Origin of the sequence: Marinobacter sp. LA51 (assembly GCF_030297175.1) — a bacterium.
Lineage (GTDB): Bacteria > Pseudomonadota > Gammaproteobacteria > Pseudomonadales > Oleiphilaceae > Marinobacter > Marinobacter apostichopi.
The window spans coordinates 2,227,348-2,253,544 of the sequence record NZ_AP028070.1 but is presented as its reverse complement, the minus strand read 5'-3'; the positions used below and the strand labels follow the sequence as shown (position 1 = coordinate 2,253,544).

21 protein-coding genes are annotated in these 26,197 nt (G+C 59.2%); 18 read left to right on the top strand and 3 right to left on the bottom strand.

Features of this window, described 5'->3' with window-relative positions; all coding sequences use genetic code 11:
* Nucleotides 1–4: 4 nt before the first annotated feature.
* From QUE89_RS10360 to QUE89_RS10320, 9 genes are all read left to right on the top strand, one after another.
* Nucleotides 5–550 carry an AraC family transcriptional regulator gene (locus tag QUE89_RS10360; protein ID WP_286220021.1) on the top strand — a complete coding sequence of 182 codons (546 nt, stop codon included), beginning with the start codon at nt 5–7 and terminating at the stop codon, nt 548–550.
* Nucleotides 551–598: 48 nt separating this feature from the next.
* Nucleotides 599–2,548 (top strand): tetratricopeptide repeat protein, encoded by a 1,950-nt coding sequence (locus QUE89_RS10355; protein ID WP_286220020.1) that lies wholly within the window; start codon nt 599–601, stop codon nt 2,546–2,548.
* Nucleotides 2,541–5,453 carry a tetratricopeptide repeat protein gene (locus QUE89_RS10350; protein ID WP_286220019.1) on the top strand — a complete coding sequence of 971 codons (2,913 nt, stop codon included), beginning with the start codon at nt 2,541–2,543 and terminating at the stop codon, nt 5,451–5,453. Before QUE89_RS10355 ends, QUE89_RS10350 begins: the two co-directional genes overlap by 8 nt.
* Complete coding sequence (locus QUE89_RS10345; protein WP_286220018.1) at nt 5,440–6,018, top strand: tetratricopeptide repeat protein; 579 nt, start codon at nt 5,440–5,442, stop codon at nt 6,016–6,018. Before QUE89_RS10350 ends, QUE89_RS10345 begins: the two co-directional genes overlap by 14 nt.
* Before the next feature lie 42 nt (nt 6,019–6,060).
* Nucleotides 6,061–6,372 (top strand): hypothetical protein, encoded by a 312-nt coding sequence (locus QUE89_RS10340; RefSeq protein ID WP_286220017.1) that lies wholly within the window; start codon nt 6,061–6,063, stop codon nt 6,370–6,372.
* A gap of 156 nt (nt 6,373–6,528) precedes the next feature.
* Nucleotides 6,529–7,230: a MotA/TolQ/ExbB proton channel family protein gene (locus tag QUE89_RS10335; RefSeq protein WP_286220016.1), complete on the top strand. Its 702-nt coding sequence runs from the start codon at nt 6,529–6,531 to the stop codon at nt 7,228–7,230.
* Between the two features lie 25 nt (nt 7,231–7,255).
* The gene (locus QUE89_RS10330; RefSeq protein WP_286220015.1) at nt 7,256–7,783 is read left to right on the top strand and encodes an ExbD/TolR family protein; all 528 of its coding nucleotides are present in this window, start codon (nt 7,256–7,258) and stop codon (nt 7,781–7,783) included.
* Nucleotides 7,780–8,280 carry an ExbD/TolR family protein gene (locus QUE89_RS10325; RefSeq protein WP_203300507.1) on the top strand — a complete coding sequence of 167 codons (501 nt, stop codon included), beginning with the start codon at nt 7,780–7,782 and terminating at the stop codon, nt 8,278–8,280. Before QUE89_RS10330 ends, QUE89_RS10325 begins: the two co-directional genes overlap by 4 nt.
* Nucleotides 8,281–8,282: 2 nt before the next feature.
* Nucleotides 8,283–9,284 carry an AgmX/PglI C-terminal domain-containing protein gene (locus QUE89_RS10320; RefSeq protein WP_286220014.1) on the top strand — a complete coding sequence of 334 codons (1,002 nt, stop codon included), beginning with the start codon at nt 8,283–8,285 and terminating at the stop codon, nt 9,282–9,284.
* Between the two features lie 29 nt (nt 9,285–9,313).
* On the opposite strand, the gene QUE89_RS10315 is transcribed toward QUE89_RS10320, so the two are convergent.
* Nucleotides 9,314–10,687, bottom strand: coding sequence for an SLC5/6 family protein (locus tag QUE89_RS10315; RefSeq protein ID WP_286220013.1), 1,374 nt, complete (start codon nt 10,685–10,687; stop codon nt 9,314–9,316).
* A gap of 201 nt (nt 10,688–10,888) precedes the next feature.
* On the opposite strand from QUE89_RS10315, the gene QUE89_RS10310 reads away from it, so the two are divergent.
* The 5 genes from QUE89_RS10310 to QUE89_RS10290 all read left to right on the top strand — a co-directional run bounded on the left by QUE89_RS10310 (nt 10,889) and on the right by QUE89_RS10290 (nt 17,437).
* A complete protein-coding gene (locus QUE89_RS10310) occupies nt 10,889–11,209 on the top strand; it encodes a TraR/DksA family transcriptional regulator (protein WP_041338102.1) in 321 nt (106 codons plus the stop codon).
* A 25-nt stretch (nt 11,210–11,234) separates the two neighbouring features.
* Nucleotides 11,235–11,945, top strand: coding sequence for an ABC transporter ATP-binding protein (locus tag QUE89_RS10305; protein WP_286220012.1), 711 nt, complete (start codon nt 11,235–11,237; stop codon nt 11,943–11,945).
* Between the two features lie 4 nt (nt 11,946–11,949).
* Nucleotides 11,950–14,325, top strand: coding sequence for an ABC transporter permease (locus QUE89_RS10300; RefSeq protein WP_286220011.1), 2,376 nt, complete (start codon nt 11,950–11,952; stop codon nt 14,323–14,325).
* 37 nt (nt 14,326–14,362) lie between these two features.
* Nucleotides 14,363–15,568, top strand: coding sequence for an efflux RND transporter periplasmic adaptor subunit (locus QUE89_RS10295; RefSeq protein WP_286220010.1), 1,206 nt, complete (start codon nt 14,363–14,365; stop codon nt 15,566–15,568).
* Between the two features lie 114 nt (nt 15,569–15,682).
* Nucleotides 15,683–17,437, top strand: a complete 1,755-nt coding sequence (locus QUE89_RS10290) for an N-acyl-D-amino-acid deacylase family protein (RefSeq protein WP_286220009.1) — start codon at nt 15,683–15,685, stop codon at nt 17,435–17,437.
* A gap of 26 nt (nt 17,438–17,463) precedes the next feature.
* Here the strand turns inward: QUE89_RS10290 and malT are convergent, their stop codons facing one another.
* Complete coding sequence (malT, locus tag QUE89_RS10285) at nt 17,464–20,220, bottom strand: HTH-type transcriptional regulator MalT (RefSeq protein WP_286220008.1); 2,757 nt, start codon at nt 20,218–20,220, stop codon at nt 17,464–17,466.
* A 246-nt stretch (nt 20,221–20,466) separates the two neighbouring features.
* On the opposite strand from malT, the gene QUE89_RS10280 reads away from it, so the two are divergent.
* From QUE89_RS10280 to QUE89_RS10265, 4 genes are all read left to right on the top strand, one after another.
* Nucleotides 20,467–21,267: a C39 family peptidase gene (locus QUE89_RS10280; RefSeq protein ID WP_286220007.1), complete on the top strand. Its 801-nt coding sequence runs from the start codon at nt 20,467–20,469 to the stop codon at nt 21,265–21,267.
* Nucleotides 21,268–21,320: 53 nt separating this feature from the next.
* A complete protein-coding gene (locus QUE89_RS10275) occupies nt 21,321–22,331 on the top strand; it encodes a transporter (protein WP_286220006.1) in 1,011 nt (336 codons plus the stop codon).
* 38 nt (nt 22,332–22,369) lie between these two features.
* Nucleotides 22,370–23,995 carry an OmpP1/FadL family transporter gene (locus QUE89_RS10270; protein WP_286220005.1) on the top strand — a complete coding sequence of 542 codons (1,626 nt, stop codon included), beginning with the start codon at nt 22,370–22,372 and terminating at the stop codon, nt 23,993–23,995.
* Between the two features lie 86 nt (nt 23,996–24,081).
* On the top strand, nt 24,082–25,116 hold the full coding sequence (locus QUE89_RS10265; protein ID WP_286222864.1) for a MalM family protein: 1,035 nt from the start codon (nt 24,082–24,084) through the stop codon (nt 25,114–25,116).
* A gap of 10 nt (nt 25,117–25,126) precedes the next feature.
* Here the strand turns inward: QUE89_RS10265 and QUE89_RS10260 are convergent, their stop codons facing one another.
* On the bottom strand, nt 25,127–26,149 hold the full coding sequence (locus QUE89_RS10260; protein ID WP_286220004.1) for a polysaccharide deacetylase family protein: 1,023 nt from the start codon (nt 26,147–26,149) through the stop codon (nt 25,127–25,129).
* Nucleotides 26,150–26,197: the final 48 nt, after the last annotated feature.

The window sequence follows — 26,197 nt, the reverse complement described above, 5'->3', positions numbered from 1 at the left end:
GATCATGGTGAAACCACTAAAGTCCCTCATTCTTGCTCTGGCAACCGGCTGCGCTGTTCTGATTTCGGGCCCGGCGCTGGCCCAGTCCGGCGACAATGCCGACGACAAGTCCGTAGCCCAGAGTGTCGAATCCTTGAAGAAACAGGTCATTCGCCTTAATCGGGATCTGTTCATTCTGGAAGAGGACCTGTTGTTCCCCGCCAGTACTCAGTTTGCGGTGTTCGTGAGTGTCGACACAGGCCAGTTCCTGAAACTGGACGCGGTCAAGCTCAAGGTTGATGGGGAAGTGGTGGCATCGTACCTCTACACCGAGCGCCAGGTTCAGGCCCTTGAGCGAGGTGGCATGCAGCGTCTGTACGTGGGCAACCTGAAGACCGGAAACCACGAAGTGACGGCGTTTGTGGAAGGCATCGGGCCAGACAATCGCGCCTACAAACAGGCGGCCACCCTCGATTTCGAAAAGGGCACCGGCACGGCGGCACTGGAAATCCGGGTGCAGGATCGCTCCTCCGACTACCAACCCACCGTGTCCATATTGGCCTGGGATTAGAGGCGTGGGACTAGTGGCGTGGGATTGAGCTGGGGAGTGAACTGAACTGTGGCATTGAAAGCGGGCATCTTAGCCAGAAAACGTTCGGTCTGGGTCGCGGTTAGCTGTCTGTGGCTGATGGCGAGTACGCCTGGGTGGGCGGATGAGCCTGCGCCGGAACGGGTTCAGGATCTTCGTTATGGCTGGGTGCTGTACAACTACCACCAGGGCCAGGCCTTCGATGCGCTGACCCAGCTGTCGGTCGCCAGTGAACAAGGCGGTATTCAGGGCCATGGCGACCATCCCGCCCTGATTGAAGGCGGCCTGTTGCTGTCTTATGGCATGACCCGTGAGGCCGGTGAGCTGTTCACCAGACTGTTGGGGGGCGATGGCAAGGGCAGTGCGCTGTCGCCTGAGGTTCGCAACCAGGCCTGGTTCTATCTCGGCAAGGTGCTGTATCTGGAGGCCGATTACCAGCTTGCGGAAGCCAATCTGAACCGGGTCGACGGTGCAACACTGGAAACCAGCGAACCTGGACTCTACCAGGAATGGCTGTATCTGCAGGCCCGCCTGGCAGAGCAACTGGCCAGTCAGCCTGACCCGGACGCCATTGGCCAGTTTCGAGATCAGCTCGACCCCAATGCCATTTGGGCTCATTACCTTACTTACAACACTGCCATGGCGGAGCTTGCTGATGGCAATGCTGAAGCGGCGATTGCCACTCTGGCGGAGCTGATCCGGCAGATGGAAGCCGAAGCCGGCGATAGCTCTGAAGATAGCCCGGAACAGCAGGCGCTGATGGAAAAAAGCCGGCTGTCGCTGGCGCGAATCTACCTGGCGAACGGTCGCTTTGATGAGGCTTTCAGAACGCTGGAATTGCTCTCGGCGGAGGGGCCATTTTCCGATCGGGCGCTGTTCGAGTATGCCGTTGCGGCAGCCGGGCAGGGTGAGATGGCTCGGGCGTTGAACGCGGTTAACGTGTTGTCCTCGCGGCAATTGTTCAGCCCCTGGTTGCAACAGGTGCCCTACGCCCGCGGCTATCTGCTGGAGCAGATGAATCGACCGGCAGAGGCGCTGGTAGCTTTCCGCGAAGCCGCCGACCGATATGAACGACTAGAGGCGAAACTGGTTACGGCCCGGACCGCGCTGACCGAAGACTCGTTGATGGCCCGGTTGGAATTCCAGCAGGACGGCGACGGCAAGATGACCGATGCCTACGGGCGGCTGAAGGTCATGCCCAGTGATTTTGGTTTGTCTGAAATCCTGGCAACGGAGTCGTTTCAGCAAGCTCTTAGCGAGTTGCACGATCTCTATCGCATGCAAGCTTTCCTGGATGACTGGCAGCAGCAACTGGCGTCCTTTGAGCTGATGCTGGAGACCCGCCAGATGCAACGCACGGCCCGGATCAAGGCCACCCGGCAGGCACTGGCCGAGCAACAAGCCGATCAGTGGGCGGCGGAGCATCAGCAGTACCGGCAGCAGATTACCGAGGCATTGGCGCGGGAAGACTACCAATTCCTAATGACCGCCGAACAAAAAGAACTGAGAACCAGGCTTGACCGCGTTGCCGAGTCCCTGGCGGCCTTGCCCAACGACGAGCGCACCCAGCGTCAGCGTGCCCAGTATCGGCGGATGCAGGCTCATTTCGACTGGATGATCGTGGATGACTACGGCGTGAATCGCTGGGCTGCACAAAGACAGCTTCGGGAACTGGACACGGCGATGGCGGAATTCAGGTCGCAACGTCAGACCATCGAGACGTTGATGGCCGACGATAAACAGCATCAGCGGTTGAGCGATCGCTTGGCGGCGCGGGAAAAGGAGCTGACAAGCCTGCGGCAGGAGTTGGAACTCGCCTTGTCGGAGGCCCGGGGCCGAATGATGGCCAGGGTGGATCAGGCCTTGTTGGTGCAGCGTAAACAGCTGCGTGGCTATCGGGTGGCGTCGCGTCATGCCCAGGCCCGCCTGGCCGACCGCCTGTATCAGCTCCAAAGCAGACAGGGGTCCGGGGATGAATAAAGTCTCGAGGATTGTGCCCCTGCGCGGATTGGCCGTTTTGCCGCTGGCGGTAGCACTGGCCGGCTGTCAAAGCCTGTCGTGGCCCATGGGCGGCGGTGGAACAACGCCGGAAATGCGGGCGGGGACCATTGGCGCCATCGCTGCTGCGTCCGACCCCCAAGCGGGGCAACCTACTGCAGCCGTAGGCCTGGAGTCCGCGTCGGCAAGTGCTGAGCCGGTGTCTCTGGAAACCGTGATGGCCAGTTATCGATCGCTATTGCCGTTGGTGAAGGACCCACGCAAGCAGGTGACCATTCGCCATCGGTTGGCGGATCTTGAGTTCACCCGTGCCGAGCGGAAAATGGCGGACACGGCTCAGGACGAGCTGGATGACGCCATCGAGGCGTATCAGACCCTGCTCCGTGAATATCCGGATCGTGCCGGTAACGATCAGATCTACTATCAGCTATCCCGCGCCTGGGAGCTGCGGGGCATGACGTCTGAGCAGTTGGCTGCACTCAATACTCTGGTTGAACGCTACCCGGACTCCTCGTACTGGACCGAAGCCCAGTTCCGGCGGGCCGACCTGCTGTTCATCAACGGCCGCTACGACGAGGCCGAGCAGGCGTTCGATCAGGTGGCCCAGACCAGCGAGCAACAGCAGACTGATCCTTCGTTCCTGGTTAACGCCTACTACATGCGCGGCTGGAGTCAGTTCAAGCAGGGCCAGTACCGGCTCGCTCTGACCAGCTACATCGAGGTGCTGGACCGGGTCCTGCCGGAAGGCCAGCCGGTTCAGGACATTGATCAACGCAACAAAACCCTGATTGAGGACCTGTTCCGGGTGTTTGGGTTGTCCCTGTCTTACCTCGAGGGCGCTGACACCCTGCAGGCGCTGTTCCGGCAGGCCGGCAGTCGGCCCTACGAAATCCTCATTTACGACCGCTACAGCAACTTGCTCCTGGAGCGGGAGCAGTACTCGGACGCCATCGACGTTTACGAGGCCTTCATTGAAGACCATCCCGGCAGTCGCTGGGCGCCTCGTTACCACATGAACATCATTGCCACGCTCGAACTCGCCGGCTTCGAACGGACACTGCCCGAGCGCAAGGCCGAATTCGTCGCCAACTACGGCCTTTACAGCAGCTACTGGCGCAATGCTGAGCCGGACACGCTGGCCTACATCCGGGAACAGCTGGAGCAGTTGTTGCCCGAGCTGGCGGATCGCCACTACCTGCTCGCGGGTGAGGCGGAAACCGAAACCGGCGCGCGCGACAATTACTACCGGGCGGCGGCTTATTACTCAGAATTTGCTGCAACGTTCCCGAGCCATCCAAGAACGCCCGAACGTCTGTTCCTGCTCGGCGAAACCTACCTGGAACTGGAAGACTGGGCCTCGGCCATCGAGGCGTTCGAGCGCGTGGCCTACGATTTCCCGTACGAGGGACAGCCGCCGGCACGGGCCGCCGAAGCGGGTTACGCCTCGGTTCTGGCCTACCGCAAATATGCCCGGACCTGGCAGGCCGAGTCGGCAACGGAGCAGCAGAACGTTGAAGACAGCTACGAGGATATGCAGCAGCTGAATCGTTTGCGGTTTGCCAATGCTTTCCCGGCTGATTCGCGGGCTCCGGACGTGTTCTACATCGCGTTGCAACGGGAGTTTGCTCACCAAAACTGGGAAGACGCGGTGGCTATGTCCAGTCGCCTGGCGGCCTGGCAACCGGCACCCAGGCAAGAGCTGATCACCGAGGCGCTGTTGTTGTCCGGACACAGTCTGTTTGAGCTTGAGCGTTATGCCGAAGCGGAGCAGGCCTATCGGGATGCGCTCGTGGCTATGGCCGACACCGACGAGCGCCGCGCCAGCGTACGCGAAAATCTTGCGGCAGCAGTGTTCCGACAGGCTGAGCAATTGGCGGCAGCGGGTAACGTGGACGCAGCGGTGAGCGAGTACCTCCGGGTCGGCGCAGCCGTGCCGGAATCCGCGTTGCGGGCCAATGCCGAATACGACGCTGCGTCCTTGCTGGTTACCGCCGCACGTTGGGATGAAGCGATCTCGGTACTGACGGCTTTCCGGGCCGAATTCCCCGAGCATGAACTGATCGACACAGTACCCCCGAAGCTTGCCCTGGCTTACCGGGAAACCGGACAGTGGGAACAGGCTGGCGATGAGCTCAAACGCATGGTTGCGCTGGCATCGACACCGGAAGAGCAGCGGCAGAACCTGCAGATTGCTGCAGAGCTGTACGACAAGGCGGGTAACACCGGGAAGGCCATCGATACCTGGCGACAGTATGCCAACGTCTACCCGGAGCCGGCGGATGCCTACATGGAGGCTGCCAACCGCCTGGCCGAGCTTTACCAGGCCGAGGGAGACATTACTCGTCGGGACTCCTGGCTGCGTCGGCAGATGGCGTTTGTTGATGACAATCCGGAATCCAGCGACGACCGCATGCGTTGGCTGGCGGCATCGGCGTCCGCCACGCTGGCGCGGGAAGCCCTGGAGCGCTACGACGCCATCAGCCTGACCCTGCCGTTGAATGAAAGCATGGTGGCCAAAACCAATGCGCTGGAGGAAGCGGTCAACGCTTACCAGAAAACTGCCAGTTACGGACTGTCCTCGTTTTCAACCGAGGCGGGCTATCAGATCGCCCACATCTACGGACGTCTGGGGGCTGATCTGATGGCATCGGAGCGGCCGCCCGGCTTAAGTGAGTTGGAGCTTGCCCAGTACGAGTTGCTGCTGGAAGAGCAGGCGTATCCGTTTGAGGATAACGCCATCGATATTCATGAGCAGAACATCCGGCGCGCCCGCGAGGGCATTTACGACGAATGGGTGCAGCGTAGCTATGACGCGCTGAAGCGCCTGCTGCCGGGCCGTTACAACAAGCAGGAAATCACTGCCGGGGTGGTCAATGAACTGGGGTAAACCAATCACCGTGGCAATGTTGCTGGCGCTCCTGTCTGGCTGCGCCCTGAGCCCGGGCCAGGATGACGCCCCGGCGTCGCCTGAGGCCGAGGGTCAGCAGGCGCAGTTGGCTGAAGACTTCCAGGCTGCGGTCGCCCTGAAACAGGAGGGTGACCTGGAGGCCGCCAGGGACCGGTTCGGGCAACTGGCCGAGCAGTACCCAACCCGCACCGGCCCGCACGCGAACCTGGGTATCCTTGCTTATGAGGCTGGCGACACCGAACAGGCCAGCGCCCATTTCGACGCCGTGCTCACTCTGGACGACAGCCACCCGGTGGCGCTCAACCACCTGGGAGTGATTGCCCGTGAGGCTGGAGAGTTCGAGGCCGCAGAAGACTATTACCGGCGAGCGCTGGACGCCGATCCGAACCATCTGCCGGCCATGCTCAACCTGGCGTTCCTGCTGGATATCTATCTGGGACGTCCGGGGGATGCCCTGCCGCTGTATGAGCAATACCAAAGCCAGGCCACGGATCCCAATCCGAGACTGGAGGACTGGATTTTTGATGCCAAAAACCGACTCTAACTTCGTTCTTAAATCTGACGCCACGACCAGAGTGAGTGACCTATGCAACTGCCCATTCGCCTGATTGCCACCGTTGTCGCGGTGCTGCTTCCGGCCGCGGCCCTGGCCCAGGAGTCCGGAATTGTGACCATTGAGGGAACGCGAATCCGGGGTGATCAGGAGGTGCCCACCGTGATGTATCTGGTGCCCTGGCAACCACCGGAGGTGGAAGAGCTGCGCGCGCCCGATGAGCGTTTGATGGTCGACCAGGCATTTGCGCCGATTGAGCGCTACGAGTTTCAGCGCCTCGTTCGGTATCATCAGGCATTCAGTGACCAGCAGGGCAGTGAGCGGGACAACGACATTGAGCCCTGAAACCTGAATCCAGATTTCGTGTGATCCGCATCACAGATTTTCTGTGGCTGACCGCAAGCAAACACAAACCGCAACAAAGTCTTTCGCGAACTTACGGCTTCTGCAGAAGCCACCCATTACACTGATCCAAAACCCGTACCATGGAGCGCCCAGACAATGATTGATACCGCCGTTCGCTTTTTCCAGGAAGGTGGCTTTTTTATGTATCCGATAGCCGTAGTGCTGATCGTCGGACTCATTGTAGCCATCGAGCGATACGTATACCTGTCAGCCCAGAAGCTGACCAACCGACGCGACTTCAATCGCCTGCACCAGATGATCGCCAAGCGTGATCTGAAAGGAGCGCTCAACTTTTCCCAGGAATCCGGCAGCGCCATGTCGACCATGATTGGTTTTGGCCTGCAGCGCCTGGCACGTCGCCAGGGTCGGGAAGAGATCGAGTACGCGATGGAAGAGGGCTTGCTGGACGTAATGCCGCGTCTGGAGAAGCGCACCCAATACCTGGCGACTCTTGCCAACATTGCCACGCTGCTGGGCCTGCTGGGCACCATCATCGGCCTGATTTCCGCGTTCACCGCGGTGGCAGCGGCTGATCCGGCGCAAAAGGCCAGTCTGCTGTCCCAGAGTATCTCTGTGGCCATGAACACCACAGCCTTCGGCCTGATGTCGGCCATTCCCATGCTGCTTATTCACTCACTGCTTCAGACCAAGACCAACGAAATCGTGGACAGCTTCGAGATGGCGGGCATCAAGGTGCTTAACCTCCTGAGCGACGGATCAGGACAGCGTGCTCCGGCACAACCGCAGGGTGCGCCCGCGGCAGCACACAATCCCGCACCGGCAGGATCGGTGGCCTGATAACCAGTAAAAAGGACATCAGGCCATGAGACGCAAGCATCGCAGGCTACAGAGTGAGGCGGATCTCGACATCACCCCGTTCATGAATCTCATGATCGTGCTGGTGCCGGTTCTGCTGCTGAATATGGTGTTCGCCCATATCAGCGTGCTCGAGCTGAATTTTCCGACCGGAGACAGTGTCTCGTCGGAACAGAAGGAAAACCTACAGATTCAGGTGGTGATCTACGATGACCGCCTGGTGGTTGCCGATAACCAGGGCGGGGTAATCAAGAACATCCCGGAGCAAGAGGGCGACTACGATTTCGTGCTGCTGAAAGACGTTATGAAAGAACTGAAGAGCCGGGTCCCGGACAAGAAAGACGTCATCATCATGCCCTCCCGGAAAACCTCGTATCAGACCCTGGTGTCGGTGATGGACACCGTCAGGTCGTACGAAGCAGTGGTGGCCGGAAGCGTGGTCGAAGCCGAACTGTTTCCGGATATCTCTCTGGGTGACGCGCCAGTGCAGGCCGAGCAGGCTGGCACGGCCAAGGGTGGCGAGGTGAGCTCATGAAAGAATCCGCAAAAGCGAGAAGGCTCAAACGTCATTACCGGCGCAACAAGAATCAGGGCAAGATGAACCTGGTGTCGCTGATGGACATTTTTACCATCCTGGTGTTCTTCCTGATGGTGAATTCGTCCTCCGACGTGCAGGTCCTGAACCAGGACAGCACCATCAAATTGCCGGATTCCACCGCGGAGCAGCGCCCGGACGATGTGTTGGCGCTCACCGTGACCGACAGCGATATCCTGGTGAACGGTCGGGTAGTGCTCGATCGTGCCCGTTTCCAGGCCTTTGACGGCCAGGTGGAGCCGGCGTTGAAAGAAGAGCTCAGCTACCAGGCCGGGCGTTCCAGCACACCGGCGCCCGAGGCAGGTCGCCCGATAACCATCCTGGCGGATCGGGAACTGCCTTATGAGTTGCTGAAGAAGATCATGTCCACTTGTGTGGACGCCGGTTACGCGGCCATTTCCCTGGCGGTGAACCAGCGCACAGAGCAGGGGGCCTGATCATGATGGATTATCGGCATGGACTCCCCTGGAACCGCGAGCGTGGCGAGCGGAAACGCCTGCTGACGGTGGCGTCGGTGGTGCTGCCGCTGTTTCTCGTCTTTGGCGGGTACGTCACCTGGATCGAGTTGCCGGAGCAGGATCGCACGGAGAAAGAGGCGCTGCCGCCACAACTGGCGAAGCTCATCATTGAGAAAAAAGAACCGCCGAAACCGGCAGTGCCTGAACCGGAGCCAGAGCCCGAGCCGGAAAAACCAGAGCCGGAGGAAAAGCCGGTGGAGGTAGCCGAGCCTGAACCGGTTCCCGAACCCCCGGCAGCGGTTCCGGAACCTGAGCCTGAACCTGAAGTGGCGGAAAAGCCCGAACCTGAGCCCAAGCCTCAGGAGGTTGAGAAGGCTCGTGAGAAAGCACGGAATACCGGCATCCTGGCCATGGGCAATGAACTTTCCAAACTGAGTTCACTGGCGAAGTCGGTGAAACTGGACGCGCCGGTGACCAAAACGGCTGAACCGATCGCCCGCAAGACCACAGACGCGTTGGCGGCCCGAGCCACGGCGACCAGCAAAAGTGCCGGGGTGGACGAGGCGGCACTGCAGCGGGAAACCCGTCAGGTGGCGCTGGCCGAGCGGCAGCGGGCGGAAGTCAAAGAGGCTGAACGGGTAGCTGCGGCAAAAGAGGCAGCGCGACGTGAGCAGCAACAGGTGGCCTCGAAGGTGCGCAGCAAGGAAGAATTGCGGCGCACCATGGATGCCAATAAGTCAGCAATTTACAGCATTTACAACCGGGAACTCCGGCGCAAACCATCATTGCAGGGCAGTATCACACCGGAGCTGGTGATCGAGGAGAGTGGCCGGGTTTCCAGCTGCTCGGTAGTTGAATCGACACTCAATGCGCCGGCGCTTGAGAACAAAATCTGTAACCGCTTGCGGTTGGTGGATTTCGGGGCTCGTCCGGGCGTCGACACCACCAAGATCCGCTACCCGATCGAACTGTTGTCCAGCTGAGACTGAGCCGGACAACCGTTGTTCCCTGCTCAGGCCCGGTCGTTTTTCGGCCGGGTCAGAGCAAACGCCACACTCACCAGACCGGATCCGACCAGGGCGCCTACAAATGGCATCAGGGTTGGGATACTGCCGGGGAAACTGGCCGCTTCCAGACCCGCCATCACCGATCCGCCGGCAATCCAGCCGGGCAGGATTGCCCCCAGAAGACCTGCCAGCCCGCCGAGAATGGCGGCTGTCGTCGACATCCGTGACCACAAACCCATCAACACCGGCAGAACGGCGGTGGCACACAGCAGGTCGGCGATCAGGAAAAGTCTCAGAACCGAAATGCCCTGCAGTGCTACCAGTACCACCGGTACCATCAACGCTACGGTGATCCAGCGCGCGGCGTTCAATGACAGGCCCCGTTTCTCGGTAACCGCCAGTGAGGCCAGGGCGTTCTGCAAGGTATCAACCGACGAGGCAACCAGCGTAATGGCCAGAATGAGTGCCGGCAGCGTAAGCCAGACCGGTGCCTCTGACAGCAAGGCAAAGAACGGGATTGGTGGGTTGCCCAGGTCGGTGCCGCTGAGTGAGGCCATGATGCCAAGGCCGCCGACCAGAGCGACCACGATAACGGTAATGATGCCGCCCAGGGCAGCACCACGACTCAGGCTGCCGGTATCCCGGGCTGACCAGAGACGTTGCCAGTAACCCTGGTGAAACAGGTTGGCCGCAGTAACGGCAATCACCAGAGTGAGCGCCACGCTGAGGGCACTGGCTGTGGGTACATCGGGTAGACGCGCTGCCGATAGTTCTGGGAGTTGTCCAAGCCCAACAAAGCCGACAATGGCCAGCAGGCCAATCAGCAGGAACGCCTGCCACTGGTCAGTCACAATGCTGGCGCGTAACCCGCCCCAGGCGGTGTAAATCAGCGTCGTGATGGCGACACCCAACACCACCAGATTGCCGTTTATGCCCGACAGCATGGTGGTGATTGCGCCAATGGCGGTTAATTCGGCGGTCAGAAAACACAGCATGTAGAGCACTGAAATCAGCGAGACGTAGTGCCGCACACCACGTCCGTAACAGGCCTGTGCGAACTCACCAATGCTGCGACCTTCAGGAAGAAAACGCCGGATTGCCGGCCCACAGAAGGCGAACACAATGAACGGCAGTGCGGCGCCAATGGCGTAACCGGCCAGCGCGACCGGGCCAACCAGAGCCCCCACTTCAGGCGGTGCGAACAGAATCCAGCCACCCATGCCGGAGGCCAGAAACGAAAGCCCCAATGCCCGGGCGCCTTGGGTATTACGGGCGGTGACGAAATCGTCCAGGCCGCCGTCGGCCAGACGGGCGCGCAGCCCCAACCAGGTAAACACGAGTAGGGCAGCAGTCAGTGCTGCCACGGTGGTGTAGAACATTTGGGGGCTCCGCCAGTCAAAAGAAGGCAATAGTGCCACAACCTCTTGTGAGCGGCGAGTCGGAACCGTGCCAGGGGCGCTTTGGCGTCCCGTTTCTATGCTGTTTGGCATTTTGACAAGCATCAAACAGAGGACAGGCTTATCCTTTAAGGTGAGGAGTAACAAAACGACGACCGATCAACGGACGGGCAGGAGATGTTGATGACGAATCGGAAAGCAGAACTTGAAACCCTGAGGGCGGATCTGAAAGCCAGGTTGTCCCGCTTTGAAGCACACCAGCATCGCGAAGACGGAGCTTTGGACAAAGATTTTGAGGAGCAGGCCACCCAGACCCAGAACGACGAAGTGGTGGACTCTCTTGAGACTGAAACCCGTGAGGAGTTGGTGCAGATAGAACGCGCCCTTGAACGTATCGACCACGGACTGGGTGACGAGTGTGAGTCCTGTGGCGAGCCAATTGATCCGAGGCGCTTGCAGGTTCTGCCATACACCACCGTTTGCGTCGACTGCGCCGGTGAGTGACGGCCGCCGGTGAGTTTGGACGACGATGGAGCCACAGCCAGTCTTCCGGACCCGGGGTCTAACCAAATCCTATGATCAGGGCGAGGTGACCGTTCGCGCCCTGCGCGGTGTGGATCTGGAGCTGTACACCGGCGAACTCGTGGTCTTGCTGGGGGCGTCCGGTTCCGGCAAGTCGACTTTGCTGAATATCCTCGGTGGCCTGGATTTGCCCACCTCCGGCGAAGTTAGCTATGGCGATCTCGATTTGAGTGCCGCTGATGACCGACTGCTTACCCGCTACCGCCGCGAGCATGTTGGTTTTGTGTTTCAGTTCTACAACCTGATCCCAAGCCTGACCGCTCTTGAAAATGTCGCCGTTGTCACTGAAATCGCCGCCAACCCGATGACCCCGGAAGAGGCACTGAGCCTGGTCGGGCTGCAGGATCGTGGGCTCCATTTTCCTGCCCAACTGTCCGGCGGTGAGCAGCAACGGGTCGCCATTGCCAGGGCCATCGCCAAGCGTCCTGCGGTGTTGCTGTGCGACGAACCGACCGGCGCACTGGATTCCACCACCGGTATACTGGTACTTGAGGCGCTCGAAGGTGCCAACCGTGAAACCGGAACCACAACCGTGATTATCACCCATAACGCGGCCATTGCCGGCATGGCGGACCGGGTAATCACGATGTCTGATGGCAGCATCAGTGGTGAGCGACGCAACACCGAACGCCAGCCACCGAAAGAGCTGAGCTGGTAGCCTGATGTTTCTCGCCCGGAGTGTGCTTGGCACCAAGTTGCGGCGGGAACTCTGGCGGATCAGGGGGCAGGTGCTGGCTATTGCCCTGGTGATTGCCGGCGGTGTTGCGGTCTGTGTCATGTCACTGGTGGCGTATTCCTCCCTGAACGCGACCCGCGAACTGTATTACCAGCAGAATCAGTTTGCCGAGGTCTTCGCGCCGCTCAAACGTGCCCCAAGACAGGCATTGCATCGGGTGTCGGAGATTCCCGGAGTGGTTCGCCTGAGCGCACGGGTGGAGGCGGCGGCAAAACTGGAAGTTCCTGGCTTCACCGAGCCTGTGTCGGCCAGGGTGCTGTCGGTGCCACAGAGCGGTCAACCTGAGGTCAACCGGCTGTTTGTCAGGCAGGGACGATTACCCACGCCCGGACGCAACGCCGAGGCCGCGATAGTCGGTGCTTTTGCTGAGTCCCATGGCTTGGTACCCGGTAATCAGTTTTCGGTGATCATCAACGGCCGCAAGCAGACTCTGGTGGTCACTGGCATCGTGGAATCCCCGGAATTTATCTACGTGCTCCCCCCCGGTGGCATGCTGCCGGATTTCAAGCGCTTCGGCGTACTCTGGCTCAGCGAGGAATCGCTGTCGGCAGCCATGGATATGCGAGGCGCGTTCAACAGCGTTGTGGTCCGCGTGCAGCCAGGTTTCCCACTGGCGTCGGTAATACATGATCTGGACCGGGTGCTGGATCGATACGGTACCTCCGGCGCATTCTCCCGCAGGGATCAGTTTTCCCACCGCTTCCTCAGCGACGACCTGGATCAGCTCAAGATCATGGCGACCGTTTTCCCGCTAATTTTCATGAGCGTTGCCATGTTCCTGCTGCACGTGGTGATCAGCAGGTTGGTGAACACCCAGCGCGACATCATCGCGGTGCTGAAGGCCTTTGGTTACAGCAATCGGCAGATTGCCTGGCACTACAGTCAGTTGGTGCTGGCCATCGCGGCCATTGGGCTTGTTCTCGGGCTACTCGCCGGTGTCTGGTTGGGGCGCGGGCTGGGTGAGCTGTACATGGAGTTTTATCGATTACCGGGTCTGCTATTTCGCCTGAACCCGGCCTGGTTTGCGCTGCTGATTTTTATCACCGGCTTTGTAGCCTGGCTCGGTGGTTGGCGGGCCATACGCCAGGCGGCGGCCTTGCCCCCTGCTGAAGCCATGCGCCCGGAGGGCCCTGCGCGGTTTCGAATGGTGGGGGCCGAAAGGTGGTTCTCGGGTCTTCGACTGAGCCAGCCCTCGCGCATGATTATCCGGCAAATGGCCCGCCGACCCTTGCGTGCATTGCTGTCGATGGTTGGCATAGCCATGGCGACGGCGATCGTCATGGTTGGTAATTTCCAGTTTGATTCCGTTTCGCTCATGGTTCAGACCGAATTCGCGCGGGTTCAGCAACAGGATTTGACCGCGACCCTGGTCGAGCCAGTGAATGCAGCCGCGCTGTTCGGCCTGCAGCGCCAGCCGGGTATACGCTACGCCGAAGGCCGGCGATCAGTGGCGGTAAGGTTGGTGAATGGCCACCGCGACCGAAGAAGTGTGCTGCATGGTATGCCGGCCGGGGCCCGCCTGCAGTTCGTGGTGGACAAGGACCTGCAATCCGTGGACCTACCGGCGGAGGGGCTTCTGCTGACTGATTTTCTGGCAACAGAACTCGGCGTCGGTCCCGGAGAAGTTCTGAGTGTCGAGCTGCTGGAGAGGGATCGGCGAACCCTCTCTGTGCCAGTGGCCGGCGTAACCAGTGAGTTTCTTGGAGTCGGTGCGTACATGCGCCTGCCGGCCCTGAATCGGGCTCTGGGAGAAGGGCCTGTTATCAACCAGATCCTGTTGTCGGTGGATCCAGCCAGAAATGACGAAGTCTACCAAAGCCTTCGGGAGGCACCAGGCGTGCTTGGTATCGGCATCCGGCAGGCCATGCTGGACAGTTTTTACGACACCCTGGCACGTACCTTTCTGACGTTCACCTTTTTCAACAGTCTGCTCGGGGCAATCATTGCCTTCGGCGTGATCTATAACACCATTCGCATAGCACTCGCCGAAAAGGGCCGAGAACTGGCCAGTCTGCGGGTAATGGGTTACACCCATAACGAGATCGCCCACATTTTGTTTGGGGATATGGCTGTGCTGCTGGTGTTTGGTGTCGTTAGCGGCTGGCTGTTTGGCCAGGGCCTGGCCTGGATGATTATCACCGCCATGCAAACGGAACTGTATCGGGTGCCGCTCACGATTACCGCACATACGCTGGGCATCTCGGCGACGGTGGTGTTTGTGTCGGCCATGGTATCCGGTGGTGTTGCCTGGTGGCGTCTCAGACATTTGGATCTGGTGGCCGTGCTGAAAACCAGAGAGTGAATAATGAGAACAAGCATGAACGGACCAAGGGCTGGCTATGGCGGTTAAACGTTTTTCGGCGAAGTGGGTGTTCTGGGCGGTGTTCGTTGCCTTGGCCCTGGCCGCCTTGTTTGTGACTTTGCGCCCGGACCCGCTTTGGGTGGATCTGGCACCGGCGACCCGGGGCAACCTTGTCGTTTCGATCACGGAAGAGGGCAAAACCCGGGTAAAGGACCGTTACCTGGTTTCATCGCCGGTGTCGGGGTACCTGCACAGGCTTTCACTTGAGGTGGGCGATCCGGTTGCACCGGGTCAGTTGCTGTCCGAGGTGGATCCCATGCCCGCCAGCGTTCTGGATGCCCGCAGCCGGGCAGAAGCCGAAGCCCGGATTGGCGCCGCCAGCTCAGCGTTGAATTCGGTTCGTCAGAAAGTGGCGGCGGCTGAGGCCGAGGCGTCTCTGGCTCAGAAAGAATTGGTGCGTCTTCAGGCTCTGAGCGATAGCCGGTTTGTATCGGAAGACCGACTGCAGCAAGCGGAAGCTGCCGATGCCCGAGCACAGGCGAATCTGCGATCGGCCCGCTTCGATGAGGAGGTTATGGCCCATGAGCTGAAGGCGGCGCGTACCCGGCTGGATGTATCGGCTGCTAGGTCGTCCGGTAATGGCGAGGTGGAGCGGGTGCCGGTGAAATCTCCGGTCGCTGGAGCCGTTCTTAGTCTGGTTCGCGAGAGTGAAGGCGTGATACAGGCGGGTGAAGCCATTCTGGAGGTGGGTGATCCCGGCGCGCTGGAGGTGGTGGTGGACGTGTTGAGTTTTGACGCTGTGAAACTGGCGCCCGGCATCCGGGTTCACCTGAACGGCTGGGGCGGACCCACCCTTGAGGCGACAGTGAGGCGTGTGGAACCGGTAGGCTTCGAGGACATCTCGGCCCTGGGTGTGGAAGAACAACGGGTGCAAGTGGTGGCGGACATTGTCAGTCCTCCTGAGGTCTGGCAGACGCTGGGTGATGGTTACCGGGTGGATGCCACCTTTGTATTGTGGGAAGCCGACGAAGTGCTTCGTGTGCCGGCCTCGGCGGTGTTCCAGGAGTCGGGACAGGACCGAGTCTTTCGAGCGGTTGAGGACCGGGCTGAGTTCACATCGGTAACCACGGGCCGGAGTAATGGCCTGGATACCGTTATTTTGGACGGACTTGCCGAAGGCGATCGGGTCGTGCGCCACCCGGACAGTCAGCTGGAGGCGGGCGCGCGGATTCAGGAGCGTTGAGAATGACCCGAAAAAACAGGGAAAAAATCTATTCTGCTGGCTAGACTTGGTGTCCAATAAAATTAAGAAGCGCAAAAAAACAAGAGCAAAACAACAAAACGGGAGTTCAGCTCCATGACGCGTTACGACACGCTTATCCTCGGCGGACGCTATTTTGACGGTACCGGCGGGCCTTCCAGTATCTCCCACATTGCCATTCGAGACGGCCGGGTCGAGCGGGTATTCAATTCAGAACCCGATCTCAGCCTGGCAGACCGTGTGATTGATGCGGAGGGCTGTTGGGTGATGCCAGGGTTCCTGGATACCCATACCCATTACGACGCCGAACTGATTGTTTCGCCCTCGCTGTCCGAATCCGTGCGCCATGGCGTTACCACGGTGCTGATTGGCAGCTGCTCTCTGAGCATGGTCTGTTCGGACGCTGAAGACGCCTCGGATATCTTCACCCGGGTGGAGACCGTGCCGAGGGAGAAAGTATTGCCCATTCTCCAACAGCATAAGAGCTGGCGCACGCCCTCGGGCTGGTTGAGCTTTATCCGGCAACAGCCACTCGGACCCAATCTCATCAGCTTCCTTGGCCACAGCGATCTGCGAGTAGGGGTGATGGGACTCAACCGCGCCACGGATCGCAAGGTAACCCCAACGGCAGAGGAAATGGGGCGGATGGAGCAGCTGCTGGCGGAAGCCTTGCAGTTGGGCTTTCTGGGCCTGTCGACCATGTGCCTGAAATGGGACAAGGTCGATGGTGACCGGGAATGGTCCAAGAGTTTGCCCAGTACCTACGCCCGTTGGCGTGAGGTCAGTCGGCTGAACCGGCTATTGCGTCGTTATGGCAGGGTGCATCAAGGCGCCCCTAATGCTGCCAATCCGCTCCAGGTCACCCAGTATCTCCGGGAGACCCTGGGCTGGTTTCGCAAGCCGCTGAAAACCACGTTGATCGCGATGATCGACCTGAAGGGCAACCCCACGGTTCGGCCCATGGCCAACCTGGTGGCCTGGATTGCCAACGCACTTCGCGGCAATTTTCGCTGGCAGCTCCTACCAACGCCTTTTGCCATCTATGCCGATGGCATGGACGTTGTGCTGTTCGAGGAGTTTGGCGCCGGCGAGATGGCGCTGGACGTGCGCGATCAGCTGGAACGCAATGAACTGTTGCAGGACGAGAGCTATCGCCGCACCTTCCGAAAATTCTACCGGGACAAATTGTCGCCCCGGGTTTGGCAACGGGATTTCGGCGACGCGACCATTCTTGGCTGCCCGGACCAAAGCCTCGTCGGACGTAATTTTTCCGAACTCGCCGCCGAGCGAGGGGTTCACGTGGTGGATTTTTTCTTGGATACCGTGGTGGCCCACGGCCGGGCTTTGCGCTGGTTTACGGTAATCGGCAATCATCGCGAGGATCGGCTCAGGGAAATGGTCAAAAACCCCCATGCACTGATCACCTTCTCGGATGCCGGTGCTCATATTCGCAACATGGCGTTTTACAACCTGCCATTGCGATTTCTGAAACTGGTGCAGGACAGTCATCAGCAGGGCAATCCGGTGATGTCATTGGAGCGGGCGGTGCATCGCCTAACCGGTGAGCAGGCGAATTGGCTGGGGATTGATGCCGGTCATATCCGGGAAGGGGATCGGGCCGATATCACCATCATTGACCCAAAGGGCTTGGACCAGGATCTGGAACAGGTGGGCTGGGCCGAGATGGAAAACTTCGGCCTGGAGCGCATGGTCAATCGGGTGCCAGGCTGCGTGAAACACGTGCTGATCAATGGCCGCGCGGCAGTAACTGATGGAACACTTACACCGGAGCTGGGCAAGGAAATGGGCTTTGGTCAATTCCTGCCGGCAACCACAGCTACCGGACAGTAGAGCCTCCCATGCTCCAGCCGGGGTGCTTAATCCCCCTGAATCTTGCTGAGCAAATCCTTGGCCAGTTCGATTGCTGCAGACCGATGGCTGATATTCTGTTTCTGATACAGGCTACGAATGTGAGTTTTCACCGTGGTGGAGGCCACTTTCAGGTGTTCGGCAATCTGATCGTTGGAAAGCCCGGCGTGAATCAGACTCAGGATCTGCCACTCCCTTCGGGTTAGGGGCGAGGTGCGGATCAGCTCGGGTACGTCTGGTCGGTCGATGATGTCCTGAATGATGGCCTCGTCCAATGAAATCCGGATGGCGCGGCTGAAGTCCCGTTGCTGTTGGGCCAGCTGAATGAGCCGTTCCGCCCGCTGCAGTTCCATGCCGTCAACGGCTTCTTCGTTGATCAGCGCTTTCAGGATAACAATCAGGACCTTACCAAGCCGGAGGAAGCTCCCCACGGCGCCGGTGGTGCTGGCCTGCTGGAGTGCCAGTGTCATTTGTTCCAGGGCTTGCTCGCGGTCCTCCAGCTGCCAGTGCAGGTAAGCGAGACCGATGTGATTGCGGTTCTGGTCGGTTTTCAGACCATAGTGTTCGGCTACCCTGGTCAGGGATTCCAGCAGTGGCTTCGCTTCTTGCAGGCGCCCCAGGCTCATCAGGGCCCGGGCCCGGTTACGACCGTTGCACTGATGAAAATGGTTGGTGGCCATGTCGGGATCACAGGGCGGCGCCACGGTTAACCAGCGCTGAATGGCATCCTGATCCCTGACTGCATCCCAGTACGACAGCATGGTGGCGTGGGCGTTGGCGACCCAGTCCAGATGGTAGTCGCCCGCGGCCAGCATCTTCTGAATCTTGCCGATGTAATCGGCGCACAGGCTTTGGCGGCCACGGGCGTGAGCCACTTTGGCCAGCGACGTGTAGCTCTGCACGTACCAGCGCTCGCCCTGGGCTTCGAGAATCTCAATACCCTGCAGGGCACAACGCTCGGCGCTCTCAAGGTGGTGCCACTCCCACATGATCTGGCTTCGGATCCGGAACAGGAACTCGAGTATCGGCAGGTGGTTGAGGTGGTTTTCCTCGGCGTACTGGAAAGCCCGCTCCTGGATGTTATAGGCCTTTTGCAGCAGGCCCATGGCGACACTGATCTCACTTTGCTGGCAAAGCGCCCAAAGGACATTCTGGTGGGCTTGGTGAGCGCGGGCCAAATGCTCGGTGTCATGCATTCGGGCCAGGGCTTCCTCCAGCTCCCCCCGTACAAACAGGGCTTCGCCAATCACCGATGCAGCCGCAACCCGGGATGTTGGTAGGAATCGCGCTTCCTGTTCGATTGCCTCCCGGGCCAGGGTCAAGGCCCGGTCACCGTCACCATAATTCATAGCGACCTGGGCGCGTATGGCGCTGAACTCACCGTGTACGGCTTTTTGTGTGTCTTCGCTCATGGACGCTTGCAGCCGGTTTTCGGCCGCAGACAACCAGTTTTCCACTTCATCAAACTTGTACTGACCTTGCGCGACCCAGGCCCGCAGCAGGGTCAGGGTCGGGTCTTGGGCAATCTGGTCCTGGGACAGGGCATCAAGACAGCGCTGCAGCAGAATGAACTGGCCCTCGGTGAAAAACTTGCGGCCGTGCAGGCTGAGTACGCGGTTAATCCGCTCGGGATCCTCTGCCGCCACGGCGTGCTTGGCAGCCTCTTCGGCGTCGTCCAATTCCAGCCAGGCATCCGTGGCCCGCTGGTGCAGATCGCGCTGGTTTTCCCGGGTGGTGCAGGTCAGCAAGTGACGCAGGTACACCGAGAATAGCGGATGGTAGCGGAACCAGAGCGCAGAGGGATCGACCGGCGCAATGAACAGGCCCATGGAAAGCAGGCTGCTGAGCAGCGACTGGCCATCGGTGTCATCCATCACCCGCATCACCATGCCGGCGTTAAACCGGTCAAGGATGCTGGTTCGCAACAGGAAAGTACGCTGCTGGTCGCTCAGATCCTGGCCGACGAGTTCGTCGAAATAGTCGAAAACGTGCTGGTTGCCATATTCCAGTTGATCCACGAAGTCATTGAAATCCTGACTGGTGGGGGCTGTGGTCGATAACAGCTGCAGCGCTGAAATCCAGCCTTCAACCCTCCGCACTGCGCGCTCAATGCTTTCGCGAGACAGTTCAAATGGAAGGCGATTCTCCAGGTATGCCTGTGCTTCGTCGGCACCGAAGGCGAGGTCCCGGCTGGTGATTTCGACGAGCAGTCCTTGCATCCGGAGCTGGGCCACGCCGATGGGCGGCAGGGTTCGGCTCACCAGCACCAGGTGCTGGTTAACCGGTAGATGCCTCAGCAGAAAGCGAATTGCTTCATGGATTTCCTGGTTAGTAATCAGGTGGTAGTCGTCCAGCACCAGGAATAAGGGTTTTTCCCCCGGAACCAGCTCCGTCAGCAGGCTGGTAACCAGTGCTTCGAGACTCTCGAATCCGGTGTCCCTCAGGGTCTGGAGCGTATTCTGGCAGCCGCCCGCGGTGGTCAGATTCAGGGCATTAGCTAGATAACTGCCGAAGCGGGTCGGGTCGTTATCGCTGGCCTCAAGCCTGTACCAGGCGGAGTTCAGCTCCAGAGCCTCAAGTCGCTCGGCTACTGTAGTGGTCTTTCCATAACCAGCTGGTGCATGCACCAGCAGCAATTTGACCGGCCCCAGATCCTGCAGGAAATCGTTAAATGCTTCCCTTGGCAAAAGTGCAGTGGGTGCCTGGGGGGGCGCGTTCTTGGCCGCGATAAAGGTAGTCAGTCCCGGATTAAGAGTTGTTGTCATCAGGATCTACATCTGGAAGTGGAGAGCTCATCCGCGTTGATACCCGCTTTGGCGGTTGACGTCAACTTATGCCGCGGTCACTAACCAAGCCTTGAACCAGTTCTCACAACCGATCCAGGGGGCGGCGCCTGCGGCTACAGATTTGAGGCACAGTTATCTTTCAGGGCGGAGGCTTTTCGGTATCTTACCGTTACAACGTGTAACCCCAAATTATTATGGCCAATAAAAACAGGGACTTCGTCTGACATGCTGCTGGTGCTCGCCGGATCCATTCTTACATTCACCATGGTGCAGGAAGCCACCGTGGTGGAGCCGTTTGAAAAGGGCAGCGTTGTTATCGAACAGGACGTGGACTCAGGGCCGGTGTTGCTGCGTTTCGATACCCGGGTAGAGCCGTTGGTTGAGCAGAAGTACCGGAACATCGTTCGGCAGGCCTACGACTACAGCTGCGGCAGTGCCGCACTCACCACGGTGCTCAATTTCTACCTCGGGCGAAGCCTGTCAGAGCGACAGGTGATGGAGGGGCTGCTCCATTACGGAGAAAGCGAACGCATTGTTGAGCGCCGTGCCTTTTCGATGCTGGATATGAAGCGTCTCGTTACCGCTCTGGGGTACCCCTCTGGCGGCTTCCGGGCATCGATCGACGACCTGAAGGATCTGGACCACCCCGCCATCGTTCCAATCAATCATGCCGGTTTCAAGCATTTTGTGGTGCTGCGAACGATCCGGGATGGCCGGGTGTACCTGGCCGATCCGTCGGTGGGGAATATTTCCTTCCTGTTGTCGGAGTTTGAGGACAAATGGGACGACAACGTGCTGTTCATTGTCTTCCCGGGCAGTGACAAGCCACTGGATAACCTCGAACTGAAAGAGGAAGACCTGCGTTTCGTTGACGACCAGACCATGACCCTGCTGGCACTGGAACGAATTCCAGCGTTCCACGAGGCAACCGAAAGACGAATCCAGAACTTGCTGGAACGCCAGAAAAACAATCCCGACGGCAGTGTCGAGAACACAAGAAAACAGCTGCACTACCGTCGCAACTAATTTCCGGGTTCATACCCGGGCCAGGAAACTAAAAATAAGATAAGGGAGTCAGGATGAATCGTTGGTTTGCGCGAGGCGTTATCCTTGTTTCCACGGCAGGACTGCTTCCGGGCATGGCCCTGGCGCAGGAAGGAAATGTGGACCAGGCGCGGGAAGCCCTGGCCAAGCAGGAGGGCGATGAGGATTCATCCCGCCAGTTGGAGGAGGTGTTCCAGGCTGCGGAGAAGAATTATTCGCTGCAGAAGAAAGGGACTCACTCCCTGACCTATTCGTTTGATTACTCCTATACCGCTGATCAGCGTATTGATTTGAGCATTTCGGACAACTCGGTGGAGAATCTGGATGTGGTTCCCTCGGCCACTCACAACTTCACCAATGCCTTTTCCTACGACTACGGTCTTCTGGACAACCTGACCGTTGGTACCCGTGTTCCTTTGGTAGTGAAATACGACTCTCAGGATGAGCTCACTGTGTACGACTTCGGTGATATCTCCTTTACCGGGCGCTGGCAGCCGTTTGCCTATGTACCGGGTAAGATGTCCACCACGCTGTTCAGCACCTTCACTTCCAAGACCGGCGTAAGCCCCTATGAAATTGATATCAAGGAGCAGTTGTCCACCGGTAGTGGTTATTACTCGCTGTCTGGTGGCCTGAGTCTCTCCAAGGTGCTGGATCCGGTGGTGGTGTTTGGCTCTACGAGCCTGACCTACAACTTTGAGGTCGACGGTCTGGACCAGGTTCGTGGCGCCCGGCGGCTAGTCAAGGTGAGTCCCGGTTTTGGCCTGTCGGGTTCGGCCGGTTTTGCCTACTCCCTGTCTTACGACATCTCCCTCAGTATCTCTGCCCAGCTGAGCTACAACGATGAAACGATACTGACCTTCAGCAACGGTGACGAGGCGGTGGCCCAGGACCAGATGACCGGCTTCCTGAGTATGTCGCTGGGCACCCGGGTCAGTGACACCACCATTGTGAATACCAGCCTTGGTATCGGTTTGACCGAGGATGCCCCGGACTTCTCCCTGGGTGTATCCCTGCCCATTAATTTCTCCGGCCTCAAAGAGTGATTGGTGCCGTCGACGTTTTACGGGAAGGGAAGGACTTCATGGGACACATAAGCCACAAAAGGCAGATTCTCGCGGCGTTGATTGCCTCGACCATCGCGTGTGGTGCCGAGGCCCAGCTCGCACAGAATCTCACTATCCACCCCAAGGCACTGGCGTTGGGTAATGCGGTGACGGCGGATCCGCCAGGTATCATGGCGATTCATTACAACCCGGCGGGACTCACCAAGCTGGACGGGCGTCAGCTGGAAGTCACCCTGATGAACGTGTATCTGGATATCGATGCCGATTTCCACGCGCCGGATGGCTATGAGATTTTCGGTATTGATGGCTTGGAAACGGATCCGCTGACGGGCAGACAGAGAGATCCGGTCGCCAATACCCACAGTCACACCAATAACGTCGCCCTGTATGTGCCCGGTTACGGCATACTGCGGGCGCCACCAGGACCTGCGGTTGCCCCCTCGGCGGGTATCAGTATCAACCCGCCTGGCTCCAAACTGACCTTTGGCAATGCCTTCTATCTGCCTCTGGCGGCCGGGTTTTACCGCGACAAGGACGACCCGGGCCGGTATCAGCCGCAGGCGACGGCGCTGCAGCGTACTACCTACCTGTCACCCACAGTTGGCTACGAAATCAACGATCACTGGTCCGTGGGGGCGGGTATCCATTTGTCCCACATGGGGATCGCAGCAGATCAGTACATGCGGGCACCCAACATGTTGCTGGGGGTGGCCGAGATACTGCAGGGCGCCTTCAACTGCGAGAGCGGAGATGAGCCACTGCAGCCCTGGCTGGCCCTGTGTGGCGGTAACATCGGTCCTTGGGATGACATCGGAGCTTTGAGTATCAATGTCCAGGAAACCCTGTCGCCCACCTATGCCCTGGGTGTGATGTGGGAGCCCACGGACTGGTTCCGCTGGGGCGCCAGTTACACCTCCGAAGCCGACATGAACCTCAAGGGCTCCTTTGAAATCGAGTACACCGACGACTGGTCGGGGTTTTGGCAAGGACTCAATGGCTCGGTGCTGGGTGCCATCACTTCGGCCATTCTCAGCTTGCCATCCGGCGCGCCCCGGGAAGCCGGTAATGTCAGCATGAATCTGGTGTACCCCCAGCATTTCCAGACTGGCATCAGTGTGGATGTACACCCGAAACTGACACTCAATGCGGACATTGGCTGGACCGACTACGCCCAGTGGGATGCGTTTGTGTTCCGGTTCGACCGTAATCTGGAATTCCTGAACGCCGCCAAAATTCTTTCTCCGGATAACGCCACATCAAACACCCTGCGCCTGCCCCTGGGTTTCAAAAGCCAGTGGAATTGGGCCTTTGGCGCCGAGTTTCATGCGTCTTCGCGGTTGGATCTGAGGGCGGGGGTGGAAATACGTGACTCCGTCATCCCTGACGATCAGCGCTCCATCATGGCTCCGTTTGGTGGTGCCAACCTCTACAGCATCGGGATGGGGTATCGCTGGGATAAAGACACCGAGATTGACCTGAACCTGAGCTATTTGCAGTCGATTGAAACCGTTCCTGCGAACACCAGTTGTAATCTAAACTGTGACAATATCACCAACATCATCTACAACCCTTATGCGGGGCTCGACGTGAAAACCTCGCTTCGGGTCGTATTGGCCGGCCTGAGTTTTCGGACCAAATTCTGATCGGCTGACGAGTAACACCGGGGTACCCCTTCACAATGAGCAGACCCACGCTGGCAACAAACATAATGATTTGGGGCTTGGCGACCGTGCTTGGCGGTTGCCAGCTGGGTGGTTCCACCGTCTCTGAACGGGAGGGCTATTACACCTGGGTGGACGAGCAGGGGCGGGTGCGTTATTCGCCGATCGTTGCCACTTCCGACCAGACACCGGCCAAGGAATCAGCTCCGGATTCCGCTGGTGCTGGACAGCCAAAAACGGCTGAGTCCAATGCCGCTGCAGCGCCCGCCGAGGACGCAGGGGGCACTGTCTCGTCAGCGAGCGAGGAGACTGAGTTCACCCTGGAGAATTATCCAGACGCCAACGAACTGGCGAAAGACGGCTATGTCCGCCCGGGCGAACGCCAACCCTATTTCACCTGGCGTGACGCCCAGGGCAATGTCCGGGTGAGTTACTTTCAACCGGATACCCGCAGTGATGTCGAAAAGGGCTTCATCGCTCCGCCAATTGAACTCACTCCGGCCAGCGTCTACCACAGCGGACCCGATATTGAACCAGTCCAGACGGATAATCAGGAGGGGCTCGACGCATACGCCGTCCTCGGTATTGAAGGCGGCGGTGACTATTTCGAACGATTTCGTGAGTTCTGCTGTCTGGGCCTGGAGACTCGGGACGCGGTGCAATGGCAGCAGGGGCGGGAGTTCGGGGTCAATGTTACCGAGCTGTCGCCAACCCACAATTTTCTGACCGGAATCAGCCCTTATCAGTTGGTTGACCTGGACAGTGTGGCGCAGGGGCCGGATTTCATCATGAGAATACGGTCCTACGCCCAGAACGGCGTCTTCGTACCTTCATTGGCGTTTCTGGACCGGAACTTTGAACCCGTACGGCTGGTTACCGATCTCGTTACCCCCTATGAGCCAGAGACCTGGAGTCGACGGGGTTTTCTTGAGGCCTGGGTGCCGGTTTTTCCCGGCCTAGGCGAGCGTTGGGTAGTGCTCTATACCCGCAGCGCAGACCTTGCCGGTCAAACCGTGATTGAGACCGGCGCTGGCAGAAAACCGAAGGTCATACCCCACGTCACCGAAGGCGAGGTGGGGCTCAAGATGGTGGAGCAAGACTGACCCATGGGGGTCAGTCTTCGGGCTGCTGGGGATCAAGCCACTGGTGTGACAGCCAATAAAACTGACCGCCGCCCGCGGGATAGGTGCAGTTGTAGCGCAGGCGCCGGCTGTTGAAGGCACCCGGTGCCTGTACCCGAACCTCACCATCCTCCACGTTAATGTCGATACGGCCCTGGCCGGATGCAAAGCAGGTGAGCCTGGATGCTTCCATGGAATCGGGCAGCCTGAAGCTCAGTAGGGGCGGATTGTCGGTCATCACGCCACCTGGCAGTTCGTCCGCAGCCACTGGAAAGGCCTTGCTCTGCAGTTTGTCCGGCAGGCCATTGAGCTGACCGTAGGCGTTGGCCATCGGGAACCGGGGCAAACGGGTTTCGCCAGAGCTCTCTCCTATAGGGCCCGATTGCTGCCCGTAGCCGTACCAATCCCGGTCAGCCAGTTTTTCCTCCAGGGCGGCATCAAACTCACCATAGGGGTAGGCAAACAGCGGCGCTTCGGTTCCAAGTTTTTCCTCAAGAGTGGCCTGGGCAGCGTCGAGGCTTTGGTCGATTCTGCTATTCCATTGCTCAGCGGTCTCGCCGGGCTTTCGGGCCAGGTGGCCATGGTCGGCACTGTGGTTGGCAATGGTGACGCCGTCCCGCTGTTCCAGCTCGGCCAGTTGTTCCCAAGTCATGTAACCGTGGCGACCAACGGCTTCGGTGTTAACAAAAATGGTGTATGGGTAGTCCATGGACGAGAGCATCGGCGCGGCCGTGGAATAGACCGAGTCATAGGCGTCGTCAAAGGTAATGGCCAACTGGTTCTGCTCGCTTTTTCCTGCCCCAGCCAGTGCCCGCTCGGTCCCCGCCTGCAAGGGCACCACGTCCAGCTCCAGGTCCGCAATCATCTCCATCTGTGCCTCGAACAGCGACACCGAGGTACTGGTCGAAGACGGCGTGGAATCGCTAACGTGGTGATACTGCAGCACCACCAGATCGGCGAGGGCCGGAAATGCAACGGAGCTCAATGCAAAGGTCAGCAGTGTTCGTCTTACCATGAACTATCCATCCTTTCGATTGTGACTGTTGAATCGTGAGTACAGAAG